The organism is Variovorax sp. DAIF25, from assembly GCF_050711835.1.
Classification (GTDB): domain Bacteria; phylum Pseudomonadota; class Gammaproteobacteria; order Burkholderiales; family Burkholderiaceae_C; genus Variovorax.
Window position 1 is genome coordinate 6120994 of sequence record NZ_CP136636.1, and the last position, 16089, is coordinate 6137082.

A 16089-nucleotide genomic window follows, 5' to 3' on the forward strand; every position below is an offset into this window, starting at 1 on the left:
CCCCTCCCGTCGCCCTTATGCCGCTATTCGCCCAGCGTGCCGCTGTGCAGCGCGGCCTGGGCGAGCCACTCGGGCGTCTGCAGGAAGGCCAGCGCGGCCTCGAGGGCACGCGAGGCACGCACGCCGTCCTGGGTCATGAAGCCGATGGGGGTGCGAACCTCGGGCGCCACCAGCGGCAGGGCCTCGAGCTCGCGGTAACTGCGCACGGCCGCCACCATGGCGCCGGGCAGCACGCTGCTGACCTTGCCGGCGATGACGGCCAGCACGAGCGCGAGCACGGAGTTGGTCTCGATGGCCGGCGCCACGACGGTGCCGACGGCCTCGCGCAGCGCCTGGTCGACGATGGCGCGGTTGTGCATGTCGGGCGTGAGCAGGCAAAGTGGCAGCGTCGCGGCCTCGGACCAGGCCAGGGGCTTGCCGATGCGCAGCTGGTCGTCGGAGGGCACGGCGGCGCGGCGCAGCAGGAAGTAATGTTCGATGCTCTGCGGCCAGGCGGTGAGCTTGATGCCGGGCATGTGCATGCGCTCGGTGTAGCCGAGCGCAAGATCGACCGAGAGGCTCTCGAGGCCGGTCTCGAGCTCCTGCGAACTCATGGAGATGACGCCGGGCACGATGCCCGGATGGCGCTGGTGCAGCATGGCCGCGAAGCGCGAGAGCATGGGTATCGCCGTGGGCACGGCCGCCATGCGCAGGCTGCCGCGCGGCTCGCCGGCCTCGCTGCGCAATTCCTGCAGCAGCACCTCGTTGTCGCGCAGCATGCGTTGAGCGGTGGCGAGCACGCGTTCGCCCTCGTGCGTGAGGCCGACGTAGACGCGGGCACGCTTGACGATGACGACGCCGAATTCGGACTCGAGTGCGCGCAGGGCGTTGGACAGCGCGGGCTGGGTGATGTGGCAGGCGGCGGCGGCGCGGCCGAAATGCTTGTGTTCGCTGAGGGCTACGAGGTAGCGCATGGAGGCGAGTAGGTTCATCTCGCTGTCCTTGCTTTCAGGCGCTGTTGTTCGGGGTGCTGCTGTTCGGGGCGCGTGCACAGGACAGCGGGTACTTCCCTCCGCGAATGTCCCCCGCCTTCGGCCTCCTCCTTTATTTCGCTGCGGGAAGCACCCACTGCCCTGTGCACGGAGGCGCAGTCGTTGTGCGGGCCGGTTCAACCGCCCTGCCCCAGGCTCACGTCGATGGGGTACTCCCCGCAGCGAAATAAAGGAGGAGGCCGAAGGCCGGGGGACATTCGCGGAGGGGAGTACCCCGTCGGCGTGAGCCCGCTCCCAGCCGTACCCCCGGCAGCAAGAAGCGCAACCCATCGCCCCCGCGCAACCCATCCTAGGTACTCTTGCTGACCGTGATCGTCGGAAACTTCGCCGAGAAATCCTTGGCCTTCTCGGCAATGCCCACCGCCACCTGCAGCGCCACGGCACGGTAGAGCCCGGCGATCTCGCCCTCGGGATCGGCCACCACCGTGGGCTTGCCGCTGTCGGCCTGCAGCCGGATGTCGATCGACAGGGGCAGCGCGCCCAGGTAGGCCATGCCGTCCTGTTCGGCCAGCTTCCTGCCGCCATCGGCGCCGAAGATGTGTTCGACGTGGCCGCAGTTCGAGCACACGTGCACCGCCATGTTCTCGACCAGGCCGAGGATCGGCACGCCGACCTTCTCGAACATCTTGATGCCCTTCTTGGCGTCGAGCAGCGCGATGTCCTGCGGCGTGGTCACGATCACCGCGCCGGTCATCGGCACGCGCTGGCTCAGCGTGAGCTGGATGTCGCCGGTGCCCGGGGGCATGTCGACGATCAGGTAGTCGAGGTCCTTCCAGTTGGTCTGGCGCAGCAGCTGCTCGAGCGCCTGCGTGGCCATCGGGCCGCGCCAGATCATGGCCTGGTCGGCGTCGACCAGGAAGCCGATCGACATCACCTGCACGCCGTGGTTCTCCAGCGGCTCCATGGTCTTGTTGTCGACGCTCTCGGGGCGGCCCTCGATGCCCATCATCATGGGCTGGCTCGGGCCGTAGATGTCGGCGTCGAGCAGGCCCACGCGCGCGCCCTCGGCCGCCAGCGCCAGCGCCAGGTTGGCCGCGGTGGTGCTCTTGCCCACGCCGCCCTTGCCCGAGGCCACGGCCACGATGTTCTTCACGTTGGGCATCAGCTGCACGCCGCGCTGCACCGCGTGGCTGATGACCTTGGTCGTGATGTTGACCGACACGTTGTCCACGCCCGGCACCGTCTTGGCCGCGGCCACCAGCGCCTTGCGCAGCGCCGCATGCTGGCTCTTCGCGGGATAGCCGAGCTCGATGTCGAAGGACACGTCGCCCTCCGAGATCTGCAGGTTCTTGAGCGCGCGGGTGGACACGAAGTCCTTGCCGGTGTTGGGGTCTGCGACGCTCTGGAGGGCGTTCGAGATCGCCTCGGGGGTGATGGCCATTGATCTAACTCCTGGAAGGCGGGTAGTCTAGTGCGCCCCGTCGGGGCCGACTCCCAACGCTTCGAATAACCGAAAAATGCCAGAGACAAGCCCCGCGACGACCGGCCTGCTGCTCACCGGCGGCGGCGCCCGCGCCGCCTACCAGGTGGGGGTGCTGCAGGCCATCGCCGAGATCCGGCGCGCGGCCGGCGCCGCCGGTGGCGGCAACCCCTTCCCGGTCATCACCGGCACCTCGGCCGGCGCCATCAACGCGGCCGTGCTGGCCTGCGGCGCCGACGACTTCGATGCCGTGGTGGCCCACATCGCGCAGTTCTGGGGCGAGTTTCGCGCCGGCCAGGTCTATCGGGCCGATTCGCTCTCGGTCATCGGCAGCGGCGCGCGCTGGCGCATGCTGCTGGGCCTGGGGCGCTTCGCGGCCAACTGGATGCGCGTGAAGCCGCGCTCGCTGCTCGACAACACGCCGCTGTCGGAGATGCTCGAGCGCATGGTACCGCTGGACCGCCTGCCGAAGCTGATGCAGCAGGGCCACCTGCAGGCGCTGGCGGTCACGGCCTCGAGCTACAGCTCGGGCGAGCACGTGACCTTCTTCGAATCGGGCACGCCGATGGAGCCCTGGGTGCGCTCGCAACGGCTGTCGGTGGGCTGCCGCATCTCGCACGCCCACCTGCTGGCCTCGGCCGCGATCCCCTTCGTGTTCCCCGCCACGGCGCTGCCGATGGAAGGCCACACCGAGTACTTCGGCGACGGCTCGATGCGCCAGTCGGCCCCGATCGCCGCGGCCATCCACCTGGGCGCGCAGCGCATCGTGGTGATCGGCGCGGGCCGCATGCACGAGCCGCGCGAGGCGCCCGCGCCCAACACCCACAGCGGCTACCCGACCATGGCGCAGATCGCGGGCCATGCGCTGTCGAGCATCTTCCTCGACGCGCTCGCGGTCGACATCGAGCGCCTGCGCCGCATCAACCACACGCTGGGCCTGATCCCCGAGGAGGCGCGCGCCGCGAGCGCGCTGCGCCCGATCGATTTGCTGGTGATCTCGCCCTCGGAACGCCTCGACGTGATCGCCGCGCGCCACGTCGACGCCCTGCCCGGCGCCGTGCGCCACCTGCTCGGCGGCTCGCAGGTCGCGGCCGACGTCAAGGGCGGCGCGCTCGCGAGCTACCTGCTGTTCGAGTCGGGCTACACGCGCGAGCTGATGGCGCTCGGGCATGCCGATGCGATGCGGCAGCGCGAGGAGGTGTTGCGCTTCTTCGGCTGGGAGGAGGCGATGCAGCCCGTGCCGCAGGCCTAGTTCAGGCCGAGCAGCACCAGCAGGCCGGCGATGAGCCCGTTGGCGGCCCTGGCATGGGTGACGCTGTCGCGCGCGATCGGATAGAGCTTTGCCCGCCGCCAGGCCCACAGGTTGTGGGCGATCGCCAGCGCGATGCCGGGCACGATCAGCACCCACTGCCCCGATGCGCCCGCCGCGATCGCGAACAGCACCACGATCAGGACGCCGCCCATCGTGATCCCGCTGCTGGTGCTGGCCAGCACGTGCGAGAAGCCGCCGCAGTGCGGGCAGGTCGCGGGCGCGCCCCGGCTGGACCAGCGCTTGGCCAGGTTCGCGATGCCGGGCTGGCGGCAGTGGGGACAGATCGACGTCATGCGGCTTCGTCTGAAATGCGGGAGCTCACGATAGCCGATCGCCCGCGCCGCGCGCCAGGGCGTCAGCCCGCGTCGGAAATCCCGAGCTCCGAGCACACCCGCCCGAGCAGCGCCTTGAGCTGCGCCACCTCGGCCTCGAGCCGCGCCACGTTGGCCTTGAGCGCCGCCACCTCGCCCAGCGAGACATCGTGCGCGGCGCGCGGCGCCTCGTAGCCGCCCGCGGGCGCGGCCTCCTCGGCCGGCGTGCCGCTCAGCAGGTGCGCCCAGCGGCTCTCGCGCGCGCCGGGCAGGCGTGCGAGCTTCACCACCAGTGCGCCGGCCGAGCGCTCGGACAGCTCGTCGAGGAAGCCTTCGACCGAGGAGATGTCGGCGAAGTTGTGCATGCGGTCGCAAGCGATGCGCAGCTCGCCCGCGGTCTGCGGGCCGCGCAGCATCAGCACCGTGAGCAGGATCACCGACTGCGAGGGAATGCGCAGCACGCGGTCGATGTTGTGCTCGTAGCGCCAGGCGCGGCCGCCGCTGGTCTCGGCCACCAGGCTGTAGCCCTTGAGGCTGTCGATCGCGGCCTGCACCTGCGACTCGCTGAGCTCGAGCACCGGATTGCGGCTGGTCTTCTGGTTGCAGCCCGACACCAGCGCGTTGAGCGTCAGCGGATAGCTGTCGGGCACGGTGCGCTGCTTTTCGGCCAGCACGCCGAGGACGCGGGTTTCGACAAGGGACAGGACGGGCAGCGCAGTGGTCATGGCTCGGCAGGAAAACGAAGGGGAACGGGATTCAGGGCGAAACGACCGCGAGTATGGGCCCGAGCTCGCGCACGAAGTCGCTGCGCCCCAGCGCGGTCGAATGCAGGGCCGAGACGGTGCCGTCGAGATAGAGCGCGTCGCGGCAGTGCAGCACGTCGCGGAAGTAGAGCGCGAACTCGTGGAAGTTCACGGGCGTCTCGCTGAGCACGAAGATCGCCGTGTGGCCCGACACGCCGACGCCGTTGCGGATCTTGCGCGAGGGCGAGTCGACGATGAACGAGCGATGCACCGCGCCATGGCGCAGCAGCAGCGGGCCCGACTGGGTGGCGATCGACAGCCCGCGCAGCCGCGGCGCGAGCGCCGGATACTCCGACGACTCGATCACGCGCGGGCCCTCGTCCGAGACCAGGAACACGCCGTTGGGCCGGAGGAAGAAATTGCCGGTGCCGGCCTCGAGGTTGAGCGGCGACTCCTCGCGGCCCTCGCGCACCAGCAGGCCCACGGGCGCGAAGTCGGCGTGGTACATGCCGGCATTCACCGCGAAGTCGAGCCGGCGCCCGCGCTCGGCCAGCCAGGCCTGCAGCCGGTCGAAGCGCTTGAAGGCGGTGCCGCTGTCGTCGTTGAGGAACAGCGAGAGCCGCTCCTTGCGCAGGTCGACGCGCACAACCGTGTAGCGCGCCGGCTCGGCGCGCGCCGACGCGGCCAGGCCCAGCACGAGCCCCGCCACCAGCATCGACAGCCACAGCAGGCGCCTGGGCATCGGGATCGTCGGCCGGCGCGCGCGGCCTCAGGCGTTCTGGATGCGCGCCACCAGCGCCTTCGTGAAGGCCTCGGTGCCGGCGCTGCCGCCCAGGTCGCCGGTGCGCACCTGGTCGATGTTGAGCGTGTCGTCGATGGCTTGGCGCAGGCGCGTGGCGAGCTCGGGCAGCTTGCAGTGATCGAGCATCAGCGCGGCCGCGAGCATCAGCGCGATCGGGTTCGCGATGCCCTTGCCCGCGATGTCGGGCGCCGAGCCGTGCACCGCCTCGAAGATCGCGGCATTGATGCCGATGTTGGCGCCGGGCGCCATGCCCAGGCCGCCGACCAGGCCCGCCACCAGGTCGGACAGGATGTCGCCGAACAGGTTGGTGGTGACCAGCATGTCGAACTGCCACGGGTTGAGCACCAGCTTCATCGCGCAGGCATCGATGATGACCGTGTCGAGCTCGAACTGGCCCTTGTACTTCTTCTCGTAGAGGTCGAGGCCGGTCTCGAGGAAGATGCCCGTGAGCGCCTTCATGATGTTGGCCTTGTGCACGATCGTGACCTTCTTGCGGCCGGTGGCCACGGCGGTCTGGAACGCGTACTCGAGGATGCGGCGGCTGCCCTGGCGCGTGTTGATGCCGGTGGCCATCGCCACGGCGTGCGGGTCGCCGTCGATCGGCACGTAGTGCTCGTGGCCGATGTACAGGCCCTCGAGGTTCTCGCGCACCACCATCAGGTCGATCTTGTCGAAGCGACCGCCCGGGATGATGGTGCGCGCCGGGCGCAGGTTGGCGTAGAGCTCGAACTCCTCGCGCAGCCGCACGTTCGACGAGCGGTAGCCGCCGCCCGAGGGCGTCTCGAGCGGGCCCTTGAGCGCGAGCCGCGTGCGGCGGATGCTGTCGAGCGTGGCCGCGGGCAGCGGATCGCCCGAGGCCTTGACGCCGCCCAGGCCGGCGATCTGGCGGTCCCATTCGAAGGGCGCCTTCAGCGCGTCGAGCGCGGCCAGCGTGGCGTCGACGATCTCGGGGCCGATGCCGTCGCCGGGGATCAGGGTTGCGGGAATGGGGGTGGTCATGAGGGGCGCCCTTGGTCGAGGAATGGGGAGTCGCGGCCGCCGGGGCGCGCGGAGGCCGAAGAATAACGCCGGGCCCATGGCACCGCCTTGACGAGGCCCGGCGCCGCGAGGGTCATTCGCGGGCCAGCCAGGCCAGCGCCTCCTCGCGGCTGTCGAGGAAACGGCAGTAGCGGCCCTGGCGGGCCTCGCGCAGGTATTCGGCGAAGCGCTCGCCATGGTCGGCCGCGGGCGACACCACCACGGCCGCGCGCAGGCGGTAGGTCTGCAGCTTCTCGAGGAATTCGCCCGCGAAGCGGGTGCGCAGCGCGAAGAAGGCCGGCGGCAGCACGGCCTCGTCGAGCAGCACGCGGTCGGTGTCGTGCTCGAAGCAGGCGCCGACTACGTCGGTGGCCTCGCGGGCGTCGGTCAGCGGGTCGGTCCATTCGACGATGCGCGCCGGGCCGTGGACCAGCAGCGCGTGGCGGGCGGACGCGTTCATGGCGCGATCTCCTGGTCGAGCAGCGATGCCCGCGCCACGACCCGGCCCGGCGCCAGCAGCGCGCCCGGCGCGATCACCGCGTTGGCGCCGATGCGCGCGCCGTCGCCGACCAGGGCGCCGAACTTCTCGCAACCGGTGGGCCGCAGCGTGCCGTCCGCGCCGCGCACCAGGATCTCCTTGGCGGCGCGCTCGTTGCGGTGGTTGCAGACGATGCTGCCGGCCTCCAGGTTGACGCCCGCGCCCAGCACCGAATCGCCGACGAAGTTGAAGTGCGCGAGCGCGGTGCCCGCGAACACGAAGGAGGACTTGAGCTCGGCGCCCGGCCCGATGCTGCAGCGCGCATCGAGCCAGTTGCCGCCGCGCAGGTAGGCACCCGCGGCGATGAAGCAGCCCGGCCCCACGACCAGCGGGCCCTTGAGCACCGCGCCGGGCTCGACGGTGGCGCTGCGGTGCACGGCCACGTCGCCGTCGATGGCGTAGTCGGCGGCCGGCAGCGCCGCCAGCAGCCGGCGCACGATGGCCGGCGCCTGCGGCGGCAGCGCCCAGGGCGCCAGCGCGGCCCAGGGCGCGAGCGGCGAGGCGGCCAGGGTGGCGATGTGGCCCTGGAGAAGATCGGAATCGGCGGGGTGCGGCATGGGGTCGATGCTGCCATCGAACCCGCCGGGACGCGGCGCCACCTAAAATGCCCGGTTCTCCCGCTGCGTCGCTTCCGACGCTCCCGCAACTCCGAAAGCGCCTCCCCCGATGTCCGCCCCGCGCAAGCTCTTCGTCACCACCGCCCTGCCGTACGCCAACGGCAAGTTCCACATCGGCCACATGATGGAGTACATCCAGGCCGACATCTGGGTGCGGAACCAGCGAATGAACGGTGCCGACGTCAACTTCGTCTGCGCCGACGACGCGCATGGCGCGGCGATCACCATCGCGGCCGACAAGGCCGGCGTGACGCCGCAGGCCTTCGTGGCCGAGATCGCCGCGGGCCGCAAGCAGTACCTCGACGGCTACCACATCGCCTTCGACAACTGGCACTCGACCGACGGCCCCGAGAACCACCAGCTGGCGCAGGACATCTACCGCGACCTGCGCGCCAACGGCCTGATCAGCACCAAGAGCGTCGAGCAGTTCTACGACCCCGAGAAGGGCATGTTCCTGGCCGACCGCTTCATCAAGGGCGAATGCCCGAACTGCCACTCGAAGGACCAGTACGGCGACAACTGCGAGGTCTGCGGCGCGGTCTACGCGCCCACCGAGCTGATCAATCCCTACTCGGCGCTGTCGGGCGCCAAGCCCGAGCTGCGCAGTTCCGAGCACTTCTTCTTCAAGCTGTCCGACCCGCGCTGCGAGGCCTACCTCAAGGAATGGACCGCCGCGCCCGGCCACGTGCAGCCCGAGGTGCAGAACAAGATCCGCGAGTGGCTCTACAAGGACGACGAGGGCAAGGGCGGCCTCGGCGACTGGGACATCAGCCGCGACGCGCCCTACTTCGGCATCGAGATCCCCGATGCGCCGGGCAAGTACTTCTACGTCTGGCTCGACGCGCCCGTGGGCTACCTGGCCTCGCTCAAGAACCTGCTCGACAAGCGCTGCATCGAGCTGGGCGGCGACGGCATCTCGTACACCGAGTACATGGCCGACCCCGAGCTCGAGCAGGTGCACTTCATCGGCAAGGACATCATCACCTTCCACACGCTGTTCTGGCCCGCGATGCTGCACTTCAGCGGCCGCAAGGCGCCCGACGCGGTCTACGTGCACGGCCACCTCACGGTCAGCGGCGAGAAGATGAGCAAGAGCCGCGGCACCGGCATCGACCCGCTCAGGTACCTGTCGCTCGGCCTCAACGCCGAATGGCTGCGCTACTACATCGCGGCCAAGCTCAACGGCCGCAACGAGGACATCGACTTCAACCCCGAGGACTTCGTCGCGCGCGTCAACAGCGACCTGGTGGGCAAGTACATCAACATCGCGAGCCGCGCGGCCGGCTTCATCGGCAAGCGCTTCGGCGGCAAGCTCGGCGAGGTGTCGGCCGATGGCGACGCGCTGCTGTTCGCGCTGCGCGAGGCGGCCGGCGAGGTCCACGCGCTCTACGACGGCCGCGACTACGCACGCGCGCTGCGCGAGGTGATGGCGCTGGCCGACAAGGTCAACGAGTACGTCGACCAGAACAAGCCCTGGGAACTGGCCAAGAAGGAAGGCGCCGAGGCGCGGCTGCACGACGTGTGCACGGTCTGCATCGAGGCCTTCCGCCTGCTCACGCTGTACCTCAAGCCGGTGCTGCCGGCGCTGGCCGCGAACGTCGAGGCCTTCCTCAAGATCGCGCCGCTCGAGTGGACCGACGCCGCGCAGGCGCTGCCCGCGGGCCATGCGATCGGCGAGTACAAGCACCTGATGCAGCGTGCCGACGCCAAGGTGGTCGACCAGCTGTTCGACGCGCCCGAGCCGGTGGCCGCCCCCGCCGCCGCACCGGCGGCGGATGCACTGCCCGGCGGCGAGGCCATCGCGCCCACCATCGGCATCGACGACTTCGTGAAGATCGACCTGCGCATCGCGAAGATCGTGGCCTGCGAGAAGGTCGAGGGCTCGACCAAGCTGCTGCGCCTCACGCTCGACGCCGGCGAAGGCAAGACCCGCAACGTGTTCAGCGGCATCGCCTCGGCCTATCAGCCGGAACAACTGGTGGGCAAGCTCACGGTGCTGGTCGCGAATCTCGCGCCTCGCAAGATGAAGTTCGGCGTCAGCGAAGGCATGGTGCTCGCCGCCAGCCACGCCGACGAGAAGGCCCAGCCGGGCATCCACGTGCTCGAGCCCTGGCCCGGCGCCACGCCCGGCATGCGCGTGCGCTGAATCCCGCGTTCTCCCGAAGAGGTCCCGCCATGACGACACCGCTGCCGACTTTCTTTCGCGCCACCCTCGCGGCGGCGCTGCTGGCCGTGCTCGGCGGCTGCGCGGTGGTCTCGGTGGCGAGCACCGCGGCCAGCGTGACCGCGGGCGCCGTGGGCCTCGCGGCCGACGCGGCGATCGGCACCGCGCGCATCACCGGCAAGGCGGTGGGCGCGGCGGCCGATGCGGTGATTCCCGACGGCGATAAGTAGATGGGCGCCGCGTTCGGGCCTATGCGGCCTGCGCGCCCACCAGCCGCGCCATCTGCACCTTGCTCGTGACGCCCAGCTTGGCATAGACCTGCCGCAGGTGATGGCGCACCGTGGCCGGCGAGCTGCCGAGCGTGCGCGCCACCATCTTGTAGCTCTGCCCCTGCGCGAACAGCCGCGCCACCTCGGCCTCGCGGCGGCTCAGCAGCGTGAGGGCAGCCGGTGCCGGCATCGGCGCCTCGTGCAATCCCAGCCCCTGCACCAGCACCAGGTGCGGCATCAGCAGCTCGACCAACGCCTGCGCGCGTGCCCCGAGGCCGGCCGCCTCGCGGCTGTAGAGCGACAGGTGCATCCACCACGGCGAACCGGGCGCGGGCACGATCACGCTGAGCGCCTGGCCGATGCCATGGTCGGCCGCGAAGGCGCGCATCGAGGCCACGGGCGGCAGCTCGTGCGCGGCCAGCGCGACGCCATGGCCGGGCTGCGCCATGGCGGCCGGCACCACGGGATCGATGTGCCGCACGCGGCACCAGTCGTTCACGAAATCGGGCGCCAGGCCGCGCGTGTGGCCGCCCTGCGGCCGCAGGGTGCCGGACTCGAACAGCGAGCGGCCGAACCAGGCGCCGTCGAAGGCGATGTGGCGCGCCAGCCAGTCGAGCAGCGCGCCCGCGCCCAGCCGCTCGGGCTCGGCGGCCAGCGGATAGAGGCCGAGCAGCATCGCACCGAGCTGTTCGGCGGGAACGCCCGACACCGACGGAAAAGCCTGCTGCGCCATGCGGCGCGATCTTAGGCGCGCCCCGTCCGCGCGGGGCGCGGAGATTCCCGCATCGTTCATCTGAACGACTGCCGCGATTGCCGAGGCCCACCTACGCTGCGGGCGGCCTTTCACTCCAACGAAGACACAGGACCCCGCCGCCATGCATCTCGCCGACTACAGCCGCCTCGACGCCACCGCGCTCGCCGACGCCATCCGCCGCAAGGAGACCACCGCCGCCGAGGCGCAACGCTGCGCACGCGAGGCCGCGGCCGCGCTGAATCCGCAACTCAACGCCATCATCGAGCTGTTCGACGCGCCGCTCGCGCACGAGGCGCAGGGCCCGTTCGGCGGCGTGCCCTTCCTCATCAAGGACCTGGTGCTGCAGGCCGAGGGCGTGCGCTGCCAGGCCGGCAGCCGGCTGTTCGGCCCGGGCCTGCCCGCGCCCGCCGACAGCGCGCTGATGGCGCGCTTCCGCCGCGCCGGCTTCGTCACGCTGGGGCGCACGCACACGCCCGAGTTCGGTTTCAACGCCACCACCGAGAGCGCCTTCGGCGGCGCCACGCGCAACCCCTGGAACCCGGCGCACAGCACGGGCGGCTCCAGCGGCGGCTCGGCCGCGGCGGTGGCCGCGGGCATCGTGCCGGTCGCGCATGCCAACGACGGCGGCGGCTCGATCCGCATCCCGGCCGCGGCCTGCGGCCTGGTCGGGCTCAAGCCCAGCCGCGGCCGCGTGAGCGCGGGCCCGGGCTACGGCCTGCCGCTGATGGGGCTGGGCATCGAGGGCGTGGTGTGCCGCACGGTGCGCGATGCCGCCGGCGCGCTCGACGCGATGCACGGCCCCGAGCTCGGCGATCCCTTCCTGATGGCGCCGCCCGCGCAGCCCTATGCGCAAGCCATCGACACGCCGCCGCGCCGGCTGCGCATCGCGGTCACGACGCAGTTCCCGGGCACGCAGCCGGCCGCGCGCGCCTGCGTCGAGGCGGTCGAGGCCACGGCGGCGGTGCTCGCCGACCTGGGCCACGTCGTGGAATGGGCCACGCCCGCCTATGCGCACGAGGCCTTCCTCGCGGCCACGCGCACCTTCTGGTCCTCGTTCCTCGCGGCCGGCGTGGCGGGCGTGGCGCAGGCGCTGCAGATCACCGTCGACCAGGCGCTGGCCCAGGTGCAGGCCTGCACGCGCGCCACCGCCGAGCACGGGCTGCGCCTGAGCGCGCTCGACCTGGAACTGGCGCTGATGCAGATGAACGCGGTGTCGCGCGAGGTCGCGCCCTTCTTCGCGCGGCACGACATCCTGCTCTCGCCCACGATGCGCACGCCGCCGGTGGCGCTGGGCGTGCTCGACCAGGACGACGCCGCGCGCGATGCGCAGGGCTTCTTCGACCACCTGTTCGACTACGCCGCCTGCACCCCGCTGGCCAACCTCACGGGCCAGCCCGCGATCTCGCTGCCGCTGGCGATGGCCGGCGACCTGCCGATCGGCGTGCAGTGCATGGCGCCGATGGGCGACGAGGCCACGCTGCTGCAACTCGCGGCGCAGCTTGAGCAGGCGATGCCCTGGTCGGCGCGGCGGCCGGCGCTGCACGCGGCGGCCTGAGCGTTCACCAGCGCACGTTGATCCCCGCGCTCGCCTGCACCGAGGCGCGCGAGCGCAGGCCGCCGCCGAGCGCGAAGCGGCGGCCCAGTTCGCCGTAGACGCTGACCGCGGGGCCGAGGCGCCACGAGAAACCGCCCGCGAGCTCGGCCGCGCTGCCGCTGGCGCCGCTCGCGATGTCGGTGGACGCGGCCGGACCCGCGAAGCGCGCGATGTCGGCGCCCGCGGCCATCCGGTAGAGGTTGATCCGGCCATAGGGCTCGACCACGCCCTCGCCCGCGGCGATGCGGCCCTTCAGCCGCAGGCCGGCGCGCGCCATCCAGCCGTTGGCGCTGTCCTGCGACACCACCGCGGCGGGGATCAGCGCCTCGTCGATCGAGCGGCTCTGGTGGATCAGCTGCAGCTGCGGCTCGAGCGCCCAGCCCGCGCCGAGCTCGAAGGACTGGCCGATCTCGAACGAGGCCACGGTGCTGCGCCCCTTGCCCTCGATCGGCAGCGCGGCGAGCGGATGCGCCGTGTAGTCGTGGCGGCCGAACTGCAGCACCGCGTCGGCATAGAAGCCGCCGGGCTCGGCAAAGGTGGCGTAGCCGCCGAGGTAGCGGCTGCGCAGGTCGGTGCGGCCGATCGCGCCCCACAGGCCGCTCGCGAAGCCCTGCACGTCGGCCTTGCCCTCGAGCTGGCCCACGTAGACGCCGGCGCGCCATGCGGTCCCGGCCCAGAGGTCGGTGCCGGCCTGGAAGCCGCTCAGGTGCATCTCGCTGCGCGGATCGACCGCGCCGCGCTGCGCCAGCGTCGGGTCGGCCACGATGACGCGGCCCCAGGCGCGGCGCATGGGCGGGCCGTCGCCGGCGGCCTGCGGCGCGCCGCTGCGCTGATGCAGGTTCGACAGCATCTTGAGGTCGCTCTCGCGCAGCTGCGCGGGCAGCGCGGCGAGCATCGGCACCTGCACGCGGTAGGCCGGGCGCTCGACCGGCGCGGGGGCCGGCGGCAGCGTCGGCGGGGGCGCGGGAGGCTCCGCGGTGCCGCCGCCGGACGAAGGCGGCGCGGGGGGCGGAGGGGGCGGCGGTGGCGGGGGCGGCGTCACCCCCACGCTCGAGCGCAGATACCAGTTCTCGCCCAGCCCCTGCGCATCGGCCGCGTGCAGCCGGTATTCGAAAGCGCCCGCGTCCACGTGGCCGCCCACGAGCGCGAAGGCGTCGCGCGTGGTCTGCGCGGTGGTGGTGGCGCCGTTGATCGCGCTCACGACCTCGATGCCGTCGCCGGTGGTCAGCGCGCCCAGGCCGCCGAGGTTGACGATCTGCACCTGGGTGCGGCCCGTGACGCTGGCGGCCGCATTGGCGCGCAGGCCGGTCGCGGTGGCGCTCACGGTGCCGGCCTTCAGGGCGCGGGTCTCCTCGCGGCCGCCGCCGTCGATCACCAGCCGGTCGCTGAGGCTGCCGCTGTCGCCGAGCCGCGTGCCCAGGCGCAAGGTGCCGTCCTGCCCGACATAGGGCCCGCGCACGGTCAGCCGCGTGCCGGGCTCGGTGCCGACCAGCGACACCGTGCCCGCCACCGTGAGACCCGCCACGGTCTGGTCGTGGCCCGCGAGGTCGAGCGTGCCGCCGCGGCGCACGTCGTGGTGCGAGGCCTCGCTGAAGGTGTTGGCGCGGCCTGCGCGCAGCACGCCCTCGTCGACCGCGGTGACGCCGCTGTGGTCGTTCCGGCCCGCGAGCACCAGCGTGCCGGGGCCGGTCTTGAGGATGCCGCCCGAGCCTTCGATGCCCACGTTGAAGGTGGCGGTGGCGCCCGCGTCGACGCGCACCGGCGCTTCGTCCAGCTGCGGCACCAGCCGCCCGGGCAGCGAGCCCTCGGCATGCGAGCCCTCCTCGAGCCGGTAGCCGTCGCTGCGGAACTGCATGCCCTTGAAGTCGAACAGGCCGTCGATGGTGACCGCGCCCGCGCGGCCCTGGAAGATCGCCATGTTGCCGTTCCAGGCCTCCGCGTTGCGCCCCGCGATGTCGGTCCATTGCGGCTCGAGGTAGCGCCAGCTGCCATCGCCGCCCGCGACCACGCCGTCGCCGGCCGTGCCGCCGCCGTCCCAGAACTGGTTGGTGCCGACCGCGCCGCCGCTGACCTCCAGCTCCACGGTCGAGCCGCGCACGTGCACGGCGTGCGTGAAGTCCGTGGGCATGGCGCCGAGCTCGAGGCCGTTGTCGGCGATGCTGCCGTCGACCCGCATCAGGGTCTGCACGCCGTTGCCGTAGCCCACGCGCTCGCTGACGTCGAGGCTGCCGTCGAGCGTGAGGTTGCCCGCGACCGTGACCAGATCGCCGGCCCCCGGCACGCTCGGCGTGCCGAGGTCGTAGTGCAGCCGGCTGCCGGGATCGAGCGCGAGGTCGCCGAGCACGGCGAAGGTGCCCACGCCGCCGTCGCCGGGCGCCAGCGTGCCGCCCGCGCGCACCGTGGCCGCCTTCACCTGTCCGAGGCCGCCCAGCGTGGCGCCGCCGGCCACCTCGACCGTGCTGCGCGGCAGCGCGCCGTTGACCAGCAGCGTGCCGCCGAGCACGCGCGTGCGGCCGTCGGTGTCGTGCGCGCCGCCGAGCGCCAGGGTGCCGGCGTTCTCCTTGTCGATCGCGATGCTGCCGCCGATGGCGCCGTCGTAGGCCACGCGGCCCGGGCCGCGGTCGAACACCACGCGGCCGAAGCCCGAGAGGTTGCCGGTGATGGAGCCCGCGTTCGCGCCGTCGCCCACGCGCATCGTGCTGCCCAGCACGATGTCGCCGCTCTGGGTGTTGTCGCCGGTCAGCGTGACCGGGCTCGAGACCTCGAGCCGGCCCGGACCGGAGATCGCCGCGCCCAGCACCAGCGGCGCCGTGCCGGCGCGCGAGATTTCCAGCGTCGAACCGGGCGTGGCGAGCACGATGCGCTCGGCCACCAGCGCATCGACCGGGGTCTCGCCGATCACCAGCACATGGCCGTCGGCCGTGCTCGCCTGGCCGATCTGCAGCGTGCCCGCGCTCACGCGCGCGCCCTCGTCGAGCTGCATCATCCCGGTGCCGCTGCGGCCGATCTGCAGCTCGCCGGCGACGTTCAGTGCACTGCCCGCGCCGCTCAGCGACACCGTGTTCTCGGTGCCGCCGCCGCCCTGCGAGACGAAGCGCGCGGCATTCACGATGCCGCCGCTGCCGATGCGCAGCAGGGTCTGCACGTCGCGGCCGTCGCTGCTGCCGAGGTTGAACAGGCCCGTGTCGAGCCGGCCCGCGCCTTCCACCACCATCAGCGTGCCGTTGGAGGCATCGACCGAGGCCGCGCCGGCCGGGCCCGAGACGATGCCGACGACGGTGCCGGGCACGAGGTTCACGGTCACGGCCGTGCCGGCGCCCGGCACGCCCGCGCTCCAGTTGGCGGCGTTGAACCAGTCGGCGCGCGCCATGTCGGCGTAGGGCGGCGCGGAGGTCCACGCGCTCTGCGCGACGGCGCGTGGCAAGGCGGACGCGCACACCAGGCCGGCGACGGCGGCGGCGATCAGGGTCGGCGTGAAGACGGCACGCGGCCGAAGAACAGGTGTCATGGCGAGGAG

14 protein-coding genes are annotated in these 16089 nt (G+C 72.1%); 4 read left to right on the top strand and 10 right to left on the bottom strand.

Features of this window, described 5'->3' with window-relative positions; all coding sequences use genetic code 11:
• Positions 1 to 23: 23 nt before the first annotated feature.
• Entirely contained in the window at positions 24 to 971 is a 948-nt protein-coding gene (locus R0232_RS28280) for a LysR family transcriptional regulator (RefSeq protein ID WP_208509251.1), read from the bottom strand.
• Between the two features lie 349 nt (positions 972 to 1320).
• On the bottom strand, positions 1321 to 2412 hold the full coding sequence (gene apbC, locus R0232_RS28285) for an iron-sulfur cluster carrier protein ApbC (RefSeq protein ID WP_208509252.1): 1092 nt from the start codon (positions 2410 to 2412) through the stop codon (positions 1321 to 1323).
• Between the two features lie 76 nt (positions 2413 to 2488).
• On the opposite strand from apbC, the gene R0232_RS28290 reads away from it, so the two are divergent.
• A complete protein-coding gene (locus R0232_RS28290; RefSeq protein WP_431510236.1) occupies positions 2489 to 3703 on the top strand; it encodes a patatin-like phospholipase family protein in 1215 nt (404 codons plus the stop codon).
• On the opposite strand, the gene R0232_RS28295 is transcribed toward R0232_RS28290, so the two are convergent.
• From R0232_RS28295 to R0232_RS28320, 6 genes are all read right to left on the bottom strand, one after another.
• Positions 3700 to 4056, bottom strand: a complete 357-nt coding sequence (locus tag R0232_RS28295; RefSeq protein ID WP_431510237.1) for a hypothetical protein — start codon at positions 4054 to 4056, stop codon at positions 3700 to 3702. The genes R0232_RS28290 and R0232_RS28295 overlap by 4 nt on opposite strands.
• 62 nt (positions 4057 to 4118) lie before the next feature.
• Positions 4119 to 4799, bottom strand: a complete 681-nt coding sequence (locus R0232_RS28300; protein WP_261213931.1) for a YceH family protein — start codon at positions 4797 to 4799, stop codon at positions 4119 to 4121.
• Between the two features lie 31 nt (positions 4800 to 4830).
• The gene (locus R0232_RS28305; RefSeq protein ID WP_431510238.1) at positions 4831 to 5559 is read right to left on the bottom strand and encodes a phosphodiester glycosidase family protein; all 729 of its coding nucleotides are present in this window, start codon (positions 5557 to 5559) and stop codon (positions 4831 to 4833) included.
• Positions 5560 to 5586: 27 nt separating this feature from the next.
• A complete protein-coding gene (locus R0232_RS28310) occupies positions 5587 to 6618 on the bottom strand; it encodes an isocitrate/isopropylmalate dehydrogenase family protein (protein WP_431510239.1) in 1032 nt (343 codons plus the stop codon).
• Between the two features lie 112 nt (positions 6619 to 6730).
• A complete protein-coding gene (locus R0232_RS28315; RefSeq protein WP_431510240.1) occupies positions 6731 to 7096 on the bottom strand; it encodes a DUF4180 domain-containing protein in 366 nt (121 codons plus the stop codon).
• The gene (locus tag R0232_RS28320; protein WP_431510241.1) at positions 7093 to 7731 is read right to left on the bottom strand and encodes an LpxA family transferase; all 639 of its coding nucleotides are present in this window, start codon (positions 7729 to 7731) and stop codon (positions 7093 to 7095) included. The genes R0232_RS28315 and R0232_RS28320 overlap by 4 nt, the downstream gene beginning before the upstream one ends.
• A 109-nt stretch (positions 7732 to 7840) precedes the next feature.
• Between R0232_RS28320 and metG the strand changes: the two genes are divergently transcribed.
• Together metG and R0232_RS28330 are read left to right on the top strand one after the other, a co-directional pair.
• On the top strand, positions 7841 to 9937 hold the full coding sequence (metG, locus tag R0232_RS28325; RefSeq protein WP_431510242.1) for a methionine--tRNA ligase: 2097 nt from the start codon (positions 7841 to 7843) through the stop codon (positions 9935 to 9937).
• 29 nt (positions 9938 to 9966) lie between these two features.
• Positions 9967 to 10185: a hypothetical protein gene (locus tag R0232_RS28330; RefSeq protein WP_431510243.1), complete on the top strand. Its 219-nt coding sequence runs from the start codon at positions 9967 to 9969 to the stop codon at positions 10183 to 10185.
• Positions 10186 to 10204: 19 nt separating this feature from the next.
• On the opposite strand, the gene R0232_RS28335 is transcribed toward R0232_RS28330, so the two are convergent.
• Positions 10205 to 10957, bottom strand: coding sequence for a response regulator transcription factor (locus R0232_RS28335; RefSeq protein WP_296778887.1), 753 nt, complete (start codon positions 10955 to 10957; stop codon positions 10205 to 10207).
• A gap of 142 nt (positions 10958 to 11099) precedes the next feature.
• Between R0232_RS28335 and R0232_RS28340 the strand changes: the two genes are divergently transcribed.
• Positions 11100 to 12533 carry an amidase gene (locus R0232_RS28340; protein ID WP_431510244.1) on the top strand — a complete coding sequence of 478 codons (1434 nt, stop codon included), beginning with the start codon at positions 11100 to 11102 and terminating at the stop codon, positions 12531 to 12533.
• A 4-nt stretch (positions 12534 to 12537) separates the two neighbouring features.
• Here the strand turns inward: R0232_RS28340 and R0232_RS28345 are convergent, their stop codons facing one another.
• Positions 12538 to 16080, bottom strand: a complete 3543-nt coding sequence (locus R0232_RS28345) for an autotransporter outer membrane beta-barrel domain-containing protein (protein WP_431510245.1) — start codon at positions 16078 to 16080, stop codon at positions 12538 to 12540.
• Positions 16081 to 16089: the final 9 nt, after the last annotated feature.

What these genes read in the sequence shown, in the direction of transcription:
- R0232_RS28330 (WP_431510243.1), top strand. Translation starts at nt 9,967, where the DNA reads ATGACGACACCGCTGCCGACTTTCTTTCGCGCCACCCTCGCGGCGGCG.
- R0232_RS28280 (WP_208509251.1), bottom strand. Translation starts at nt 971, where the DNA reads ATGAACCTACTCGCCTCCATGCGCTACCTCGTAGCCCTCAGCGAACAC.
- R0232_RS28340 (WP_431510244.1), top strand. Translation starts at nt 11,100, where the DNA reads ATGCATCTCGCCGACTACAGCCGCCTCGACGCCACCGCGCTCGCCGAC.
- R0232_RS28345 (WP_431510245.1), bottom strand. Translation starts at nt 16,080, where the DNA reads ATGACACCTGTTCTTCGGCCGCGTGCCGTCTTCACGCCGACCCTGATC.
- R0232_RS28295 (WP_431510237.1), bottom strand. Translation starts at nt 4,056, where the DNA reads ATGACGTCGATCTGTCCCCACTGCCGCCAGCCCGGCATCGCGAACCTG.
- R0232_RS28300 (WP_261213931.1), bottom strand. Translation starts at nt 4,799, where the DNA reads ATGACCACTGCGCTGCCCGTCCTGTCCCTTGTCGAAACCCGCGTCCTC.
- R0232_RS28305 (WP_431510238.1), bottom strand. Translation starts at nt 5,559, where the DNA reads ATGCCCAGGCGCCTGCTGTGGCTGTCGATGCTGGTGGCGGGGCTCGTG.
- R0232_RS28290 (WP_431510236.1), top strand. Translation starts at nt 2,489, where the DNA reads ATGCCAGAGACAAGCCCCGCGACGACCGGCCTGCTGCTCACCGGCGGC.
- R0232_RS28310 (WP_431510239.1), bottom strand. Translation starts at nt 6,618, where the DNA reads ATGACCACCCCCATTCCCGCAACCCTGATCCCCGGCGACGGCATCGGC.
- R0232_RS28315 (WP_431510240.1), bottom strand. Translation starts at nt 7,096, where the DNA reads ATGAACGCGTCCGCCCGCCACGCGCTGCTGGTCCACGGCCCGGCGCGC.
- R0232_RS28335 (WP_296778887.1), bottom strand. Translation starts at nt 10,957, where the DNA reads ATGGCGCAGCAGGCTTTTCCGTCGGTGTCGGGCGTTCCCGCCGAACAG.
- metG (WP_431510242.1), top strand. Translation starts at nt 7,841, where the DNA reads ATGTCCGCCCCGCGCAAGCTCTTCGTCACCACCGCCCTGCCGTACGCC.
- apbC (WP_208509252.1), bottom strand. Translation starts at nt 2,412, where the DNA reads ATGGCCATCACCCCCGAGGCGATCTCGAACGCCCTCCAGAGCGTCGCA.
- R0232_RS28320 (WP_431510241.1), bottom strand. Translation starts at nt 7,731, where the DNA reads ATGCCGCACCCCGCCGATTCCGATCTTCTCCAGGGCCACATCGCCACC.